Source organism: Corallococcus sp. CA049B (assembly GCF_003611685.1).
GTDB lineage: Bacteria > Myxococcota > Myxococcia > Myxococcales > Myxococcaceae > Corallococcus > Corallococcus coralloides.
In genome coordinates, this window is sequence record NZ_RAWC01000002.1 from 43,741 (window position 1) to 60,658 (window position 16,918).

Sequence of the window (16,918 nt, forward strand, 5' to 3'; positions counted from 1 at the left end):
CCATGACCTTCGAACTCCTGTTGGCTCATGCCGATACGTGCCGACCCGCGCTCCACCCGGGGCTCGACGAATCGGCACTGCATTCCTCCCCGCTCACGCAGTCCAACCCCAAACCCAAACGTCTGTGGGACGCGCTGGGAGACCTGGATGACTTGCGTGCGCAGCGTTGGGGTGTCGTGTACCCGGCGACGCCCGCGGGAAAGCGGCTCCTGGAACTCATCGAGCCGCTGCGGGAGCTGCGCCAGCAGGAGCAGGGGGGCGCCCCGGTGCGGACCTATGCCGTCACTCCCGGAATGGACTGGGAGGAGGCGCACCGTTGGAAGGCGCGAGTGCTGGGCAGCGAGCAGGTGGAGGAGCCGGACCGGCCTCGCTACCTGCTGGTGCTGGGAGACCTGGACGAGGTGTCGCTGGAGTTGCAGCAGGTGCTGGCCACCGATGCGCTGGTGGGGCGGCTGGCGTTTGCCAATGAGGAGGGCTACCGCGCATACGTCGCCAAGGTGCTGCAACGGGCGGAAGCGCCCTCACCCGCGGACCGGGCCCGCCTGCTCTTCTACACCTCGCGCGACGGCACGGACGCGACGGAACTGGGCTACCGGAAGCTGGTGGAGCCATGCCTTGCCACGTGCGCACGGCACCAGCGCACGGGTGCGCTCCGGGTCGAGCCACCCCGAAGCCTGGCGGACGACGGTACCGCGGAGGGGTCCAGCATCGGCCGGTTCCTCGCCCATGCCGCCGGAGCGGAGCCGGCCGTTCTGCTCTCGGTCAGCCACGGGCTGGGCATGCGCGAGGGTGGCTGGCTGTCGGCGGAAGACCAGCGCGCCTCGCAGGGAGCGCTCCTTCTGCCGGGCCATGAGCGGCTCACCGCGGCGGAGGTCGCGGCGCGGCCCTTCTTGCCGGGAGGCCTGTGGTTCTGCTTCGCCTGCTTCAGCGGGGGCACGCCCGCGCTGAGCGCCTATGCGCCATGGCTGGGAGACCTCCACCGGGACGGAGCCGGGCGCGTCACGCGCCTTCTGCCCCGGCCCGGAGAGCGCCCGTTCATCGCCGCCCTTCCCCAGGCCGCGCTGGCCAATCCGGAGGGCCCCCTGGCAGTGGTGGGTCACGTGGACCTGGCGTGGAGTTCGAGCTTCAACGATCAGGGGCGGAGCCGCCACGAGCGCTTCCTGGGCGTCATCAAGGCCCTCGCCAGCGGGAGGCGGGCCGGCGCGGCGCTGTCGAGCCTGCTCCGGTTCGCCAACGAGACGAGTGCCTCGCTGGCATCGAGCTACCACCAGGAGAAGGCCGCGCTCACCGCCGGCCGGCAGTACAGCGCATCCCTTGCTGAGAGGGCGCACCTCTGGATGCTGTACCACGACCTCGCCAGCCATGTGCTGCTGGGAGACCCGGCCGTCCGGCTTCCGCTGAAGCATGGGGGCATGAGGTAACAAACTTCTCCGAGCGCGTCTGTCTTCGCACCGGCCTCACGACACCGGAAAGCACACATGCCTCCCAACCAAGCCCCCCTGGAAATCACGCTGGAACTCTGTGGAACGCAGTCACCGGAGACGCTGTATCCCTTTCCATGGAAGAAGCAGCGGTACCTGGCGCGCTGCACTCCCGGGAGAAGCATCCCAGTGGAGCTTCGCTGGTCCACGCTCCGAGAGCAGTTGAAGACACTGCTGCGGGTAACGCCCGGGTCACGCGATCTCAAGCGGCTGTCGGAAACCTTGCGAGGCTTCCTCCAACCGGCGGAATGGATTCTCGCGGAAGAGAAGATTCGATACGCGCTCAAAATCGGGCAGCCGGTCCACATCACTGTCTGCTCTAACAACGCTGACGAACTGTACTACCTGCCCTGGGAGTTGCTGCCCACGAACTTCAATGGGCAGCCCCTGGTGGGAGAGAAGAATTACCTCCTCCGATATGAGTGCAAGGACAGACCCATCCGTGATCCGGTTGCCTCAACCCAGGGGCGCATCCTCTTCGCTTGGTCGGAAGCCGGTGGTGGAGTGCCCAAGGACGGCCATCTTGATGAGCTCCGCGCTGCTTGTGCCGCCGCTCGATTTCCTTTCATCGAAGAGGAGGACGTCCTCGAGCACGTGTCTCCGCGGCGGCTCGCGGAGAAGCTGTCGGAGACAGCTCGTCCCGTGACGGCACTGCACCTGCTCTGCCACGGGTCCAAAGTGGACGATGACGCCTATGGGCTCGTCTTCGACCCATCCGAAGAGGGCGATGAGCCAGAGCGTTTGGACCAATGGCAGCTGGCCAACCTGCTCTTCTTATCCAGCAACGGCAGCCCCCTGCGGCTCGTCACCTTGTGCGCCTGCCAGGGCGGGGACTCCGGCATGCCCGCGCATCCCCTGGGAAGCATTGCCCGGATGTTCCATGTCCAGGGAGTCCCGGCGGTCATCGCATCGCGGATGCCGCTGACATGCGCGGGCTCCACCACGCTGACGAGGGCGCTCTACCAGAGCCTGCTCGTTCAGCAGGAGGACTTGTGTACGGCCCTCTCGAGTGCGCGAAAACAGCTGCAGCGGGAGCACTCCAGCTCGAGCGACTGGCTCTCCCTGCAGTTCTACGCGCCCGCCGAAAGCCCGGCCGCGCTCACGCCATTCAGCGCCCTCCCCGCGATTCCCACCGCCCCGGCGGCCCGAGGTGACCTGGTCCTCATCTGTCACGAGTCGCTCAAGCAGACGCACGTGACGCCGACGGATGCGGACGCACCGGAGCTCTTCGCCCAGCGCCACGTCCGGCCGAAGATCCTCATCGACCAGTATCAGGCCATCGGCGAGCGCCGCTGGGAGAACCTGGAGCAGGAGGTGGCACGGCTCGCGGCAAGGAACGGGGCCCTCTGGACCGCCTTCGCCGAGCGCGACACCGAGATCCTCTACTACGGGTTTCCTTATGTCCCGCTGGCCATGCTCGCGGGCTACCTCGCCGACTCCCGCCCGGTCCACGTGCTCGAGCACGACCGGATGCGGCAGCGCTTCACCTGGCAGACGGACACAGTGGCGGCTCACCCGCCGCTGGAGGTGGTGACCCGGCACGGCGAGACAGGTTCCGCGGCCCGTGTGAGGGTTTCCATCTCCAACGAGGTCAGGCCCGAGGACTGCGCGCAGGTGCTCCCGGACTCCGACATCCGGCTGGACCTGCACTTCCAGCTGACGGCACCCGAGCGAGGCGTCGTGAGGAGGGAGGCGCAGCTGCTGGAGTACGCCCAGACCATTCGCCAGATCATCGACCGGAACATCGGTGGCAAGCCTGAGTTCACCAGCATTCATGTCTTTGCCGCCGTGCCCGTGAGCATCGCGTTCCACCTCGGTCGGGCCCTCGCCTACACCGGGCTGCCCGAGTGCTTTGCCTACAACTACAACGCCGACGACGCGCCCCGGTACAAGTGGTGCCTGAGCCTCAAGGCAGCCAAGGCAGCCAACCCGGAGCAGCCGAGCATCACCCTCTTCCCTTCACCCTCCCAAGGGAGCAATGCCAACCATGGCTGACATCCAGACATACCTTGAGCAATTCGACGACAAGATCCGCCTCAAGCGCTTGAAGGAAAACAAGGAGCTCATCGAGAAACGAGACATCATCCTGAACAAGCTCCGTGAGCGCTTCGAGTTGATGCGCGAGGGCGAAGACGGCGAAGACGGCGAAGAGGGCATGGACATCCCCTTCTTCGCGTTCATCAACCAAGGCAGCTACGAGATGGGCACGGGCATCCATCCGGCCGAGGGGCAGGACTATGACATCGACGTGGGGCTGACGTTCAACGCCGCCAAGGCGGACTACCCCAACCCCGTCACGCTCAAGTCCCTGGTGGCCGACGCACTGGAGGACCACACGGACCTCGGCACCGAGGTCCGGCGCTCCTGCGTCACCATCAAATACAAGCGCGACGGCGAGCAGGCCTTCCACGTCGACCTCGCCGTCTACACCTACGACGACCCCAAGAGCGCCGCGAAGCGCCTCCACATCGCCAAGGGAAAGGTCGGCTCGGGCGACAAGGATCGGTACTGGGAGGAGTCGGACCCGGAGGGCCTCGCGCTGTGGGTGGAGCAGCGCTTCAAGGACCGGGAGCAGGAGCAGTTCCTGCGGGTGATTCGTGCGCTGAAGCGGTGGAAGACGGAGAAGTTCAAGACGGATGGCCAGAACGCGCCATCGGGCATCGGGCTCACGGTGGCCGCGGGCCAGTGGTTCCAGCCGAACATCATCACCAGTGACGCTTTTGCCGCCAGGAGGAAGCCCGATGACCTGACGGCGATGCGGGGCTTCGTCGCGAAGCTGGTGAATGCGTTTTATCATGTGGGGTCGAAGCAAGACGGGACGCCGCTCTACCGACTCGATGTGAAGGTGCCCGTCGCGCCCTGGAAGGACATCTTCGTGAAGATGACGGACGGGCAGATGACGACGTTCCGAGACCGGCTCATCCAGCTCCGTGACCAGCTCGACAAGGCAATGCAGCAGCCGGATCCTGTCGAAGCCTGCAAGCTGATGCGAGACCAGTTCGGCCCGGAGTTCCCCGTCCCTGACAAGTCGAGCACGGGGAGTAAAGCCTCGCCGGCCATCATCTCCGCCGCCACCTCGGCCTGAACGCATGTCCGCCGCGATCATCGCCCAGCAGGAAATGCACATCCGGGTGCTCCAGCAGCTTGCCCACAGCGGGCTGCTGGAGGACTGCGGCCGGCCGATCCGTCTCCCCGAAAAGTGGCCGGGCACCCGCACCGAGGCGACGTGCACGGGGAAGATGACCGTGGAGGGACAGACCTTCTGGCTCCGCGTCCGTCTGCCCTGGGAGTTTCCCCTGTGCCTTCCCATCGTCTCAGTGGAGAAAACAGAGTCAGAGGCCGCCCTGCCACACTTCATCAATGACGGTGAGGTGTGCTTCGCGTCGGATGTGGGCCTGCTCGACAGGCGCCGCCCCGAGGCCATCCTGCATGAGTCGATTGAGCGGGTCCGCACCCTGCTCCGCGACATGCTCCGGGGGGACCGTGGGGGGGAGTTCCTCCGGGAAGTCCAAGCCTACTGGTCCGCCATTTCCAGAGGACCCAGTATCGACTGCACTGTCACCGCGGACAACCGTCCGCGCTTCATCTCGGCTCTGTACCGGGGACCGAAGTTGCAGGCGTTGGCAGATGACGCCGACGCCTATGCACACTCATTGCCAGACAGGAGGGCCGGAGGCCTGAGCGCGAAGAAGGCCCTCTACCTGCCGCTGTCCCCTGGTGACGGCAACCCTTCCTTCCTGCCGAAAGAGCTCGCGACGCCCGAGGGCCTCCGCAAGTACGTACGACGAATGCCCGACGGAATTCAGGGTGCCCTGGCCGGTCTGATCCGTCGCTTCGACGTGAGCGAGCACCTGGTAGTGCTGGGCTTGAAGAGGCCTCAGGGAGAGCGGGCCGTTGTCTGCGTGCACCTCAAGCAACTGGAGCACGGGCACCCCTTGGTGCAAGACCGTACCGGCGCGCGGGTCGAACCTATCGCGCTGATGCGGAGGGATCCGGGCTACCTGATTCCCAGGGGCGGCGCGGAGCACGGGCTCCGGGAGCGCCGTGTGCTCATCGCCGGCTGTGGCTCCGTCGGAGGCCACATCGCGCTCGCCCTCGCGCGAGCAGGTGTCGGGGGACTTACGCTCGTGGATCCGGACCGTTTCATGCCGGAGAACACCTTCCGGCACGTGTGTGGAATGCGCTGGCTTTTCGAGTCCAAGGGCATCGGGCTCAAGAAGGAGATCGAGAGCCGCACACCCTATGTCTCCGTGCAGCCGATAGCCGGCCGGCTCGAAAAGCTCCTCCAGGACGCGCCGGACACGGTCCGTGGCCACGACCTGGTGATTGCCGCGCTGGGCCAGCCCACCCTCGAGCTCCATCTGAACGAGTGGGCTTGGTCGAACGCCGAGCACCCACCCGCCCTTTTGACCTGGCTGGAGCCCTACGGCCTGGGCGGGCATGCCCTGCTGACCCACGTGCGGGGCCAGGACGCAATGCAACGCGGCTGTCTGGAGTGCCTCTACGACCGCGACCTGGGAAACCGCGCGGCATTCGCCGCCCCGGGAGGCACGTACACTCAGGACGTGCTCGGCTGTGGAAGCCGGTTCATGCCCTTCGCGGACCTTGATGCACAACGCACCGCCGAGTTGGCCACGCGGCTGGCGCTGCGAGCGCTCCGGCGGGAGGCCCATGAAGCGCCGCTGCAGTCCTGGAAGGGAGATGCCCGCCAGTTCCGACAGAAAGGGTTCACTGTCACGCCGCGCTATGAGCAGGAACCGGACAAGCTGGAAGCCACCTGGCTCGACTACAGGCGCGACGAATGCCCCATCTGCGCGCCTAGCCCCACCTCATGAGTGGGCGCCTGTTCCGCCGCGCGGGCGGTGCCGTGGTGAAGATTGACGCGGCGGCGCTCATGGACCTGCTCCGCTTCAGGCAGTCAGGGTTCCAGAGCGCGGAGGCCGGCGGTGTGCTGCTCGGCCGCCGCATCCTGGGCAGTGCGGACGTGGTCATCGACGAGGTGACCACCCCCCTGGAGGGAGACCGCCGGACCCGCACCACCTTTTACCGAGCCCAGGAGCGGCACCAGGAGGTCATTGACGCTCGCTGGAGCGAGTCCGGAGGAACGTGTCAGTACCTCGGCGAGTGGCACACGCATCCGGAGCCACTGCCGGGACCATCGCTCATCGACGTGCGGGACTGGTGCCGCCGCCTGGATGAGGACCGCTTCGACGGCGAGTCCCTCTTCTTCCTCATCGTCGGCATCGACGAGGTCCGCGCCTGGGAGGGCTTCCGCCAGCCACGGATCATCATCCCGCTGAACCCGATACCCGCGGAGTCCTCTGGAGGCGGCACACCTGCCTCTTGAGCACGTTCTTCAGGCCTCTAAAGACCTTCTCGACGACACGGCTGACACGGAGTTCATCTCATCGCTCCACCAGCGATGGGGTGGGACTGAAGACGGGCCTTGCGCGGGAGGATTTATCAGAGGCCGGTCAATGGCTCGCGTCGGGGCCGGCTGAACGGACGCATTCGCTGCTCTTGCAGAACTGGCCGCTGGCGGCCGGTTGCTCTGCGCCTACGCGGATGGATGGCCCAAGAGCGCAGAACGACGCGGCGCGCACTCTTGATATGCGCCCGAGGGGCACGCTGGGGCGCTTAACCAAGCGACCATCGCTTGAAACGACAAGAGCCCCCGAGTCTTTCGACTCGGAGGCTCTTGTTCGGAGTGCCCAGGGCGGGATTCGAACCCGCACACCTTTCGGCGCCACCCCCTCAAGATGGTGTGTCTACCAGTTCCACCACCTGGGCGTTTCGGCGGGGTCCATGTACCGGACCCCGTGGATTCACGCAACAACCATTTCAACGGTCGCGTGAATCCGATGCTTCCTGACAGCTACTGCGCGGGCGCCGGAGCGGGCGTCGTCGGCGCGGGAGCCTGCTGGCCCTCCGCCGGCGGCGTCGCGGACCGCTCCTGCTCCACCGCTCCCGGCGCCGCAGAAGGCGGCGTCGTGGCTCCCGGGGTCGCCGGGGCCGTCTTCGCCGGCGGCGCCGCCACCGAGCCACCCGCAGCCACCGAACCGCGCAGGCCCACGAGCGACAGGCCCAGCGAGGTCAGGAAGAACAAGCCGGCGCAGACGCCCGTGAGCTTGCTCAAGAAGGTCACCGCGCCGCGGCCACCGAAGGCGCTCGTCGCGGCGCCGCCACCGAGGGCGGAACCCATGCCGGCGTCCTTCCCCGGCTGCAGCAAGATGACGAAGATCATGAACACGCAGAGCAGGACGTGCACGATCGTGAAGAAGGTCAGCATGGGTGTTCCCAACGCTCCGTGAAAAGAGGGCGCAACCTACACAAAGTGGTCAACGGGTGACAACTTCTAACGGGGATAACGGCTTCAGCCAGCCGCCTTCACGATGGCCACGAAGTCCGCCGCCTTGAGGCTCGCTCCCCCCACGAGCGCCCCGTCCACGTCCGGCTGACCCAGCAATTCCGCCGCGTTGTCCGGCTTCACGCTGCCGCCGTACTGGATGCGCACCCGCTCGGCCGTCCCCTCGTCGTACATCCGGGTCAGCAGCCCCCGGATGGCCGCGTGGACCTCCTGCGCCTGCGCCGTCGTCGCCGTCCGGCCCGTCCCAATCGCCCAGACGGGCTCGTACGCCAGCACGAACGCCGCCACGTCCGCCCCGGAGAAGCCCTCCAGCGCGCCCCGCACCTGGCGCTCCACCACCGCCAGCGTCTGGTTCGACTCGCGCTCGGCCAGCGTCTCTCCCACGCAGACGATGGGCGTCATCCCAGCGGCCTTCACCGCCTTCGCCCGCTTGTTCACCGTGGCGTCCGTCTCCCCGAAGAACTGCCGGCGCTCCGAGTGCCCCACGATGACGTAGGCACACCCCAGCTCCGCCAGCATCGGCGCGCTGATTTCGCCCGTGAAGGCGCCCGAGGACTCCCAGTGACAGTTCTGCGCCGCCAGCTGCAGGGGCGCCCCCTCCAGCGCGACGTGCAGGGGCTGCAACGCCACGAACGGGGGCGCGATGGCCACCTCCACCTTGTCGCCCAACGCCGCCACCGCTCCGCGAAGCTCCCGCACCAGCGCGAGCGCTTCCGGCACCGTCTTGTTCATCTTCCAGTTGCCAGCGACGATCTTCCGACGAGCCATCGAGGTGTCTCCCCCGGTGCGTACCGCGTGGGTGCCCTACTTCGTCTCCAGCGCCTTGATGCCCGGCAGCGGCTGGCCTTCCAGGAACTCCAGCGACGCGCCACCACCCGTGGACACGTGGCTCATCTTGTCCGCGTAGCCCATCTGCTCCACCGCCGCCGCGCTGTCGCCGCCGCCAATCACCGTGACGGCGTCCTTGTTGATGGACATCGCCGCGGCCACCGAGCGCGTGCCCTCCGCGAACTTGTCGACCTCGAAGCGGCCCATGGGCCCGTTCCAGATCACCGTCTTCGCGTCGCGGATGCGCTGCGTGTACATCGCGCGCGTCTTGGGACCGATGTCCAGGCCCATCATGTCCGCCGGCACCACCTGATCCGGCGTCTCCTTCACCGGGCCCTTGCCGTCGATGTCCGCGCACACGATGTGGTCGATGGGCAGCACCAGCGGCGTCTTCAGGCGCTTGGCCGTGTCCAGCAGCTTCGCCGCCAGCGCCAGCTTGTCGCCCTCCTCCACCCGGCTCTTGCCCACCTCGATGCCCTGCGCCTTCAGGAAGGTGTACGCCATGGCGCCGCCCACGAGCAGCGCGTCCACCTTGGGCAGCAGGCTCTCGATGACCTTGATCTTGTCGCTCACCTTGGAGCCGCCCAGGATGGCCACGAAGGGCTTCTGCGGATTGCGCAGGACCTTGTCGCCCAGGTACTCGATCTCCTTGCGCATCAGGAAGCCGGCCGCCTTCTCCTTCACGAAGGGCACCATGCCGGCCGTGGACGCGTGCGCGCGGTGCGCCGTGCCGAACGCGTCGTTGACGTAGACGTCCGCCAGCGCCGCCAGCTCGCGCGAGAAGGCCTCGTCGTTCGCCTCCTCCTCCTTGTGGAAGCGCAGGTTCTCCAAGAGGAGCACCTGCCCTGCCTTCAGGTCATTCACCTGCTTCTTCACGTTGTCACCCACGCAGTCGTCGGCGTGGATGACCTCGTGCTTGCCGCCCAGGAGCTCCGCCAGCTTCTCCGCGACGAGCACCGTGGACAGCTTGGGGTCCGCCCCCTTGGGCCGGCCGAGGTGGGACGCCAGGATGACCTTGCCGCCCATCTCCAGCGCGCGCCGGATGGTGGGCAGCGCCTCACGGATGCGGGTGTCGTCGGTGACGCGGCGCCCCTCCAGCGGGACGTTGAAGTCCACGCGGATGAAGACGCGCTTGCCGGTCAACTGCAGGTCATCGATGTAGCGGATCATCTTGGGTGTCCCTTGTGCCTGTCTTGGGTCAGCCTGGGGTGCCGGTGCGGGGAGGCTTTACGCCACGCCCTTGGACACGAGGAACTTCGCCGTGTCGACCATGCGGTTGGAGAAGCCCCACTCGTTGTCGTACCAGGCCATGACCTTGAGCATGTTGTCGCCCATCACGAAGCAGTTGGTCGCGTCGAAGATGGCCGAGTGCGGGTTGCCGTTGTAGTCCACCGACACCGTCTGCGCGTCGCTGAACTCGAGCACGCCCTTGAGCGCGCCGTTGGCGGCGGCCTTCATCGCGGCGATGACCTCTTCGGCCGTGACCTTCTTGGTGGTGTTCACCGTCAGGTCCACCAGGGACACGTTCGGGGTGGGGACGCGGACGGAGATGCCGTGCATCTTGCCCTTGAGCGACGGGATGACCTCACCGATGGCCTTCGCGGCGCCGGTGCTGGTGGGGATCATGGAGAGCGCGGCGGCGCGGGCGCGGCGCATGTCCTCGTGGGTGAGGTCCAGGATGCGCTGGTCGTTGGTGTAGCTGTGCACCGTCGTCATCAGGCCCTTCTCGACGCCGAAGTTGTCCACCAGCACCTTGGCGATGGGCGCCAGGCAGTTGGTGGTGCACGAGGCGTTGGAGATGATGTGGTGCTTGGCCGGATCGTACTCGTGGTGGTTGATGCCGTACGCGATGGTCATGTCCGGGCCCTTGGCCGGCGCGGAGATGATGACCTTCTTGGCGCCCGCGGCCAGGTGCTTGGCGGCGGCGTCGCGCGCGGTGAAGCGGCCGGTGCACTCCAGCACCACGTCCACGTTCATGCTCTTCCACGGCAGCACGGAGGGGTCCTTCTCCGCGGTGACGGCGATCTCCTTGCCGTTCACGACGATGCCCTTGTCCGTGTGGCTCACCTCGCCCGGCCACGTGCGGTGCACGGAGTCGTACTTGAACAGGTGGGCCAGCGCCGACGGCTTGTCGAGGTCGTTGATGGCGACGATCTCGAGGTCTTCCTTGCGGCTGAGCGCGGCGCGCAGGATGCAGCGACCGATACGACCGAAGCCGTTGATGGCGAGCTTGATGGCCATGGTGTTTCGTTCTCCTTGAAGGAGTGGGCCTTCGCGGCCCACCGTCATGAATCTCGTAAAGAAGGCGGGCGACCGTAGGCAGGCGCCCCCGCCGAGTCAACGCTTCGCGTGGGCCGCTTTCGCGCGTGCACGCCGGAGCTGAACAATCACCCCGACCAACAGCCAGAGCCCGGAGGCCGTTCCCGCGCCGGCCCCGCAGCCGCAGCCGCTGTCCGCCTTGGGGGAATAGTCGTTGGGGAGCGTTGGAACGACCGTGGGCTCCGGCGGCGGAGGCGGCGGTGGCGGCTGCACGGGCGGATGCGGATCCACCTCCCGCACCGCTACGCAGGACGACAGCGGCCGAGGGCTGACCGCGGGCGTCACGTCCGCGTCGGGCAAAGCCGGCGCCTGGGCGACGATTCCCGAGCGCACCAGGAACGCGCCCACCAGCCGCGAACGCTCACGATTGGACGCAAGGCCCTCGAACGGGAAGCCCAGCACCAGCACCTGGCCCGCGGGGGCCGTGCCCGCGGAGAGCACGCCCGCGCCCAGCGACGTGCCGGTGTAGCGCAGCACGTCCGCGCCGCCGCCCGTGGGCGCCAGCACGTCCGTCACCCCCACCGGGTAGGCGCCGAGCGTCCCATCCGCCAGCGGCGTGGCCGACAGGTCCGCGAGGAGCCCGCCCGCCGAGCCCTCCACCCGGGCCGCCGGCGCCCCCGCCGCGATGGACGCCCGGAGGATGTCCGTGAGGAACAGCTTGTCGTCCGCGCTCCCGGCCGCGAGCGTGGACACCGTACGGCCGCCCGACAGCATCAAGTGCCCGCCCCCGGTGACGAACGCGCGCAGGGCGTCCTGCTCCGCCCGCGCCAGGCCCGCGCCCCCCACGCCTCCGCGCCCGGTGGACCAGTCCACCAGCCGGTAACCCGTAGGAGACACCAGCCCCGCCGCCACCGCGTTGCCCGTCGCGCTGTCGAAGGCCACCGCCGACCGCGCGAACGCCGCGCCGTGCTGGCGCAGGTAGCTGCCGTCGTTCATCGCCTCCAGGTAGACGCGCAGCGGGGCCTCCAGGTCGTACGGCGTCTCCAGCTCCTCGCCGCACGCCACCGTCGCGTCCAGCCGCTCGTACGCGTTGACCATCAGCACCGGCGCGGTGTCCCCCACCCGCACGCCCACCGTGGCGGACGGGAAGGACTCGCCGCCCGCGTTCACCGCCGCCACCCGGAAGTAGCGCAGCGTGCCGGGCGACAGCGTGACGGTGGCCGACGTGCTCTGGACCTCCGTGCCCTCGTCCCAGCCGAAGCCGTCCGCGCTCTGGTAGAGCCGGTAGGCCGTGGGGGCGTCGCGGCCCTCCTCCGACGCGACCTGCGGGGGCGCGGTCCACTTCACCTCCACCGCGCCGGGCGTCGCGTTGCGCGCCACCACCGCTCCGGGCGTCTCCGGCGGCAAGTGCACCGCCGCGCCGTCGCGGGTCGCGAAGTACTTGATGAGCCCCTGCACGATGGCGCGCGCGGCCACGTGGCGGACGCGGGCCTCCTTGAGGTTCGCCGCGTCCGTCGTGTTGTCGTGGTACGCCATCTCCAGGAGCACGCTGGGCATCTCCGGGTTGTGTGTGGGGTTCACCTCGCCCAGGTTCGCCGAGCGCAGGGCGCGCACCCGCCAGTTCGGATCCACCTCGCGCTTCAGGTCCGTTTCAAGCTGCGACAAGAGAGCGCGCGCCATCACGTCACCGCCCGCCACGCCGGTGAAGTTGAGCGTGCCGTCCACCGGGTTGGGCCCGTAGACGTAGGCCTCCGTCCCCCGAATCGTGCCGGACGTGCCCGCGTTGGTGTGCCACGCGACGTAGACGGCGTCCTCGCCCTCCTCGTGCAGCCACGCGGCGAAGCGCGGCCGGGACGTCACGTCCGCGTTGCGCTCGTTGGACAGCGCGTTGGCTCCCGACGGCGCGTACACGCTGAAGGGCGCCCCGCTGTACTGCACGTGGTAGCGCCCGCTCTCCTCGAAGCGCGGACGCAGGAGCGGCCCCTGCGCCGCGTCGCCCAGGAGCCCCCGCCCACCGCCCAGCCGCACCGCGTCCACGGACAGCGTCGCGCCCGTGCCCTGCGCCGAGTCATTCTCCAGCACCACCGCGCCGGACTCCGGGTGCTGGCCCGCCTTGAAGTAGAAGCGCCCCAGCAGCACCCACGTCCCGCCGTGGCGCTGCTGGTTCACCCGGAAGTGGCTCTCCCCGCCCGCGTGCTTCACCACGTAGTGCGCGTCCGTCGCGCGCGTGGGGTCGGAGCCGTAGGAGACGTAGACGTTGTAGGCCGCGTCCGCCGGCACGTCCGGCGTCCACGTCGCCTTCGCGGTGGAGGTGGCCGCCGTGTCCAGCGTGCGCGTGGTGCCCAGCGTGAAGGGCTCCACCCCGTTGCCCATGGGAACGGGCGGAGGCGCCCAGCCCTTCTGGGTGGAGGCGTGGAAGCGCGCGGCGTCGCCGTCCTCCACGTAGCCCGTGCCGCCGTTGTCCACGGTGGCGATGAGCGGGTTCAGGTCCGTCTCACGCACGGACACCACCGTGGCGCCCGCCGCCATCAGCATGGGTTGCAGCTCCTGCGCCACCACCTCCACGGAGATGAAGTCCTCCACCACGCCCCAGGTGTTGGGCCGCTGCGTCGCCCAGCGCTTCAGCCCGTTGTCGCGGTAGAAGCCGTGGCCCGGGCTCAGGTAGATGACCTTGCCGGACAGCGCGCCCTCGCCCCTGCGCGTCTGCGGCACGCCCGCGGCCTTCACGTTGGACTTCGCGGCCCGCGTCTCACGCCGCACCACGGCGGGCGCGTCCGGCGACAGGCGGCGCTGCTCGTGCGCCCGGGGGGCCGGAGCTGGCAGGTATTGAACACCCGGCGGCTCCAACCCCAGGTCGTCGCCTTCGAACGCTTCGGGGGTGCCCTGCGCGTGAGCGAGGACGGAGGTGCATAGCAGGGTCAGCGCCAGCGAGCGCGACCAGGACGGAAGGGACGTTCGCATCACGCGGCCGACCTTACCCCTTCACTCCCCCGCTTCAATCGGACCCGTGGGTGCTAGCCTGCCCACCCCTTCACCTTCCGATGACCGTTCCTGTAACCCCTCGTCCCCAGTTTCCCTCCCGCCGCAGCAACGGCCTGTTCGCTTCGTTCGGACATGCGTGGGCAGGGCTCATCCACACCGTGGCCTGGCAGCGCAACATGCGCATCCACCTCATCTCCGGCGTGCTGGTGGGGCTGGTGGGCAGCGGCATCCCGCTGGGGCTCGCGGAGAAGGTCACGCTCATCTTCTGCGTGCTGCTCATCTTCTTCGCGGAGATTTTGAACAGCGCGCTGGAGCAGCTGGTGGACCTGGCCGTGCAGCAGTTCGATGAGAAGGCCCGGCTCACCAAGGACGCGGCGGCCGCGGGCGTGCTCGTGCTCGCGGGCGGCACGGTCGTCATCTTCGCCGCCATCCTGATCAACTACTGGGAGACGGTGCGCACCAGCACGGACGCCATCTTCCGGCAGGTCGCGCTGGGGCTGCCGCTGGCCGGCTGCGCCACGGTGCTCGTGCTGCCCCAACCCAGGCCCGCCGCCGTGGACGTGCTCGCGTTCCTGCTGGCCTTGGGGCTGCTCGCGCTGACGGCGCCCACGTCCGCGAGCCTCGTCTTCACCGCGCTCACCGCCGCGCTGCTCGTCATCGCCGCCGCGGCGGCCCGCGAGCGCAGGCGGCATCCCCAGCCCTGAGGGCCCGAGGTCAGGCGACGCCGGCCAGAACGAGCATCTGGGAGCACGACAGCGTTCCTGCTCGAGCTCCCGCCACCTCGCGGGTGGGGCGCCCGGAACCAGTCCGGAGCCCGCTCACCCGCGGAGGGTCGATGCAGGGGATTCTAAGGGGCTACGCGCGCTGCTGAAAGCCCGCCCCGGAGTCGGGGGCGGACGTCGACTGGGCGGCGGCGACCGCCTTGTCGCCTTCCCTCAGGTCGGTCGTCACGAGCTCCAGGAGCTCCGTGGCGATGCCGATGACCTGGTGCGGCGTGTAACCGCTTGCGCGCAGCTGGTTGAAGAACGTGCGCGCGAGGATGCGGGTGCCCTTCTGGTCGGTGCTCACGGGAATTGCCTCCGGATTCGACGCCATGTGTCAGGGCGCCGCGACTGCGTGCGGGTCCGGTCTTCAACCTCCGTGCCAGCCGTTCTCTTCCAAACGGATTCTCCAGCAGTCCTCAGGGGTTGAAGCCCGGAAGTGGACGGCACGGAACGTGGAGTGTGCGAAGGGGGTTACGCACCCGGGCGTCCGCTCTGCCTGGAACGGCGTTCCCGGGTGCTACGGCGGGTACGCACCCACCCCACGGGCCATCTTGTCTTTTCAAGTGCTTGCATTCCCTCCGGGGGGTGGAGCACATACGCGCCCCCCCACCGAGGAGTCAGAACACAATGGCGTACCGGGTGAACAACATCGGGCTGTGGCTGGACGAGCCGGAGGAGCTGCTCGGCCAGCGCGCCGCGGAGAAGCTGGGGGTCACCCGGAGCGACCTCGCCTCCGTGCGGGTGGTGCGCTCGGTGCTGGATGCGCGCAAGAAGGGCAGCCCGCGTTACATCTACACGCTGGAGGTGGAGCTGGCCCCGGGCCGCAAGGCGCCGCGGCTGCCCCCGGACGTGAGCGAGGCCCCACCTCTGCCAGAGCTACCGCCGCGCGTGAAGGAGCCGGAGAAGCTGCCGCTCATCATCGGCACCGGACCCGCGGGGTTGTTCTGCGCGCTGGGCCTCTTGGAGCGCGGCGTGCGCAGCATCCTGCTGGAGCGCGGCAAGGAGGTGGTGACGCGCCGCAAGGACGTGGCGAAGCTCATGCGCGACGGGTCGCTCGACCGCGAGAGCAACATGAACTTCGGCGAGGGCGGCGCGGGCGCGTACACGGACGGCAAGCTGTCCACGCGCATCAACCACCCCATGGTGCGCAAGGTGATTGAGGCCTTCGCGAAGTACGGCGCGCCGGATCACATCCTCATCGAGGGCAAGCCGCACATCGGCTCCGACCTGCTGCCCGGCGCGGTGGCGAAGCTGCGCGAAGAGCTCATCGCGGGCGGCTGCCAGGTGCACTTCGAGCAGCGCGTGGACGACCTGCTCTACCGCGACGGCCGCATCGCGGGCGTGAAGATGGCGGACGGGCGCACGCTGGAGAGCGACCGCGTCATCCTGGCGCCGGGCAACTCCGCTCGCGAGCTGTACGAGCGCTTCGCCGCCGACGGCCGCGTGAGCGTGGAGGCCAAGCCCTTCGCGCTGGGCTTCCGCGCGGAGCACCCTCAGTCGCTGATCAACGGCATCCAGTACGGCTCCGCGGCGAAGCACTCCAAGCTGCCGCCCGCGGACTACAAGCTGGCGGAGAACCTGGACGTGGACGGCGAGGTGCGCGGCGTCTACTCGTTCTGCATGTGCCCCGGCGGCATCGTGGTGCCCACGCCCACGGAAGAGGGGCTCCAGTGCACCAACGGCATGAGCAACTCGCGGCGCAACGCGAAGTTCGCCAACGCGGGCATCGTCGTGTCGGTGTCCGTCGCGGACTTCGCGCGCGAGGGCTTCCACGGGCCGCTCGCGGGCCTGGAGTTCCAGCGGCACTGGGAGGGCGAGGCCTACAAGCTGGGCGGAGGCCGCTTCTTCGCGCCCGCGCAGACGATTCCGGACTACCTGGCCGGCCGCGTGAAGAAGGACCCGGGCGACACCAGCTACCGCCCGGGCCTGGCGCACACGGACCTGAACAAGCTCTTCCCGGAGCGGCTGACGCAGTCGCTCAAGGCGGCGCTGCGCACGTTCGACCGGAAGATGAAGGGCTTCATCAGCGACGAGGGGAAGCTCATCGGCATCGAGAGCCGGACGTCCTCGCCCGTGCGCATCACCCGGGGGGACGACCTGCAGTCCGTGTCCATGCGCGGCCTGTATCCGGTGGGCGAGGGCTGCGGCTACGCGGGCGGGATCGTGTCCTCCGCCATTGATGGACTGCGCGCCGCTGAGCAGATTGCGACAGAGCTGGCTTGAGGTCCCCGCCCCCT

General features: G+C 68.5%; 13 protein-coding genes and 1 tRNA gene. 7 read left to right on the plus strand and 7 right to left on the minus strand.

Translation table 11 applies throughout. From position 1 onward, the window contains the following. Positions 1-2: 2 nt before the first annotated feature. The 5 genes from D7W82_RS00715 (at position 3) to D7W82_RS00735 (ending at position 6,828) form a co-directional block, all read left to right on the plus strand. Positions 3-1,421 (plus strand): hypothetical protein, encoded by a 1,419-nt coding sequence (locus tag D7W82_RS00715; RefSeq protein WP_120616454.1) that lies wholly within the window; start codon positions 3-5, stop codon positions 1,419-1,421. Positions 1,422-1,643: 222 nt separating this feature from the next. After that, complete coding sequence (locus D7W82_RS00720) at positions 1,644-3,476, plus strand: SAVED domain-containing protein (RefSeq protein ID WP_158617549.1); 1,833 nt, start codon at positions 1,644-1,646, stop codon at positions 3,474-3,476. Beyond that, a complete protein-coding gene (locus D7W82_RS00725) occupies positions 3,469-4,566 on the plus strand; it encodes a cyclic GMP-AMP synthase DncV-like nucleotidyltransferase (protein WP_120616456.1) in 1,098 nt (365 codons plus the stop codon). The genes D7W82_RS00720 and D7W82_RS00725 overlap by 8 nt, the downstream gene beginning before the upstream one ends. 4 nt (positions 4,567-4,570) lie before the next feature. Continuing rightward, complete coding sequence (locus D7W82_RS00730; RefSeq protein WP_120616457.1) at positions 4,571-6,316, plus strand: ThiF family adenylyltransferase; 1,746 nt, start codon at positions 4,571-4,573, stop codon at positions 6,314-6,316. Beyond that, positions 6,313-6,828 (plus strand): Mov34/MPN/PAD-1 family protein, encoded by a 516-nt coding sequence (locus D7W82_RS00735; RefSeq protein ID WP_120616458.1) that lies wholly within the window; start codon positions 6,313-6,315, stop codon positions 6,826-6,828. Before D7W82_RS00730 ends, D7W82_RS00735 begins: the two co-directional genes overlap by 4 nt. 361 nt (positions 6,829-7,189) lie before the next feature. On the opposite strand, the gene D7W82_RS00740 is transcribed toward D7W82_RS00735, so the two are convergent. From D7W82_RS00740 to D7W82_RS00765, 6 genes are all read right to left on the minus strand, one after another. Beyond that, positions 7,190-7,271: transfer RNA gene (locus D7W82_RS00740), tRNA-Leu, on the minus strand. 85 nt (positions 7,272-7,356) lie between these two features. Further along, positions 7,357-7,770 carry a preprotein translocase subunit SecG gene (gene secG / locus D7W82_RS00745; protein WP_120616459.1) on the minus strand — a complete coding sequence of 138 codons (414 nt, stop codon included), beginning with the start codon at positions 7,768-7,770 and terminating at the stop codon, positions 7,357-7,359. 84 nt (positions 7,771-7,854) lie between these two features. Further along, positions 7,855-8,616: a triose-phosphate isomerase gene (gene tpiA, locus D7W82_RS00750; protein ID WP_120616460.1), complete on the minus strand. Its 762-nt coding sequence runs from the start codon at positions 8,614-8,616 to the stop codon at positions 7,855-7,857. Positions 8,617-8,652: 36 nt separating this feature from the next. Then, positions 8,653-9,846, minus strand: coding sequence for a phosphoglycerate kinase (pgk, locus tag D7W82_RS00755; protein ID WP_120616461.1), 1,194 nt, complete (start codon positions 9,844-9,846; stop codon positions 8,653-8,655). Between the two features lie 57 nt (positions 9,847-9,903). Beyond that, entirely contained in the window at positions 9,904-10,917 is a 1,014-nt protein-coding gene (gene gap, locus D7W82_RS00760) for a type I glyceraldehyde-3-phosphate dehydrogenase (protein ID WP_120616462.1), read from the minus strand. Positions 10,918-11,013: 96 nt separating this feature from the next. After that, entirely contained in the window at positions 11,014-13,896 is a 2,883-nt protein-coding gene (locus D7W82_RS00765) for an N-acetylmuramoyl-L-alanine amidase (RefSeq protein ID WP_120616463.1), read from the minus strand. 80 nt (positions 13,897-13,976) lie between these two features. On the opposite strand from D7W82_RS00765, the gene D7W82_RS00770 reads away from it, so the two are divergent. Further along, positions 13,977-14,621, plus strand: a complete 645-nt coding sequence (locus D7W82_RS00770; protein ID WP_120616464.1) for a diacylglycerol kinase family protein — start codon at positions 13,977-13,979, stop codon at positions 14,619-14,621. Positions 14,622-14,772: 151 nt separating this feature from the next. Here D7W82_RS00770 and D7W82_RS00775 read toward each other — a convergent pair whose 3' ends face one another. Then, positions 14,773-14,985 carry a hypothetical protein gene (locus D7W82_RS00775; protein ID WP_233587213.1) on the minus strand — a complete coding sequence of 71 codons (213 nt, stop codon included), beginning with the start codon at positions 14,983-14,985 and terminating at the stop codon, positions 14,773-14,775. 323 nt (positions 14,986-15,308) lie between these two features. Between D7W82_RS00775 and D7W82_RS00780 the strand changes: the two genes are divergently transcribed. Then, positions 15,309-16,904: an NAD(P)/FAD-dependent oxidoreductase gene (locus D7W82_RS00780; RefSeq protein ID WP_120616466.1), complete on the plus strand. Its 1,596-nt coding sequence runs from the start codon at positions 15,309-15,311 to the stop codon at positions 16,902-16,904. The last annotated feature ends 14 nt before the right edge of the window (positions 16,905-16,918 follow it).

What these genes read in the sequence shown, in the direction of transcription:
- D7W82_RS00715 (WP_120616454.1), top strand. Translation starts at nt 3, where the DNA reads ATGACCTTCGAACTCCTGTTGGCTCATGCCGATACGTGCCGACCCGCG.
- D7W82_RS00725 (WP_120616456.1), top strand. Translation starts at nt 3,469, where the DNA reads ATGGCTGACATCCAGACATACCTTGAGCAATTCGACGACAAGATCCGC.
- D7W82_RS00730 (WP_120616457.1), top strand. Translation starts at nt 4,571, where the DNA reads ATGTCCGCCGCGATCATCGCCCAGCAGGAAATGCACATCCGGGTGCTC.
- D7W82_RS00735 (WP_120616458.1), top strand. Translation starts at nt 6,313, where the DNA reads ATGAGTGGGCGCCTGTTCCGCCGCGCGGGCGGTGCCGTGGTGAAGATT.
- secG (WP_120616459.1), bottom strand. Translation starts at nt 7,770, where the DNA reads ATGCTGACCTTCTTCACGATCGTGCACGTCCTGCTCTGCGTGTTCATG.
- tpiA (WP_120616460.1), bottom strand. Translation starts at nt 8,616, where the DNA reads ATGGCTCGTCGGAAGATCGTCGCTGGCAACTGGAAGATGAACAAGACG.
- pgk (WP_120616461.1), bottom strand. Translation starts at nt 9,846, where the DNA reads ATGATCCGCTACATCGATGACCTGCAGTTGACCGGCAAGCGCGTCTTC.
- gap (WP_120616462.1), bottom strand. Translation starts at nt 10,917, where the DNA reads ATGGCCATCAAGCTCGCCATCAACGGCTTCGGTCGTATCGGTCGCTGC.
- D7W82_RS00765 (WP_120616463.1), bottom strand. Translation starts at nt 13,896, where the DNA reads ATGCGAACGTCCCTTCCGTCCTGGTCGCGCTCGCTGGCGCTGACCCTG.
- D7W82_RS00770 (WP_120616464.1), top strand. Translation starts at nt 13,977, where the DNA reads ATGACCGTTCCTGTAACCCCTCGTCCCCAGTTTCCCTCCCGCCGCAGC.
- D7W82_RS00780 (WP_120616466.1), top strand. Translation starts at nt 15,309, where the DNA reads ATGGCGTACCGGGTGAACAACATCGGGCTGTGGCTGGACGAGCCGGAG.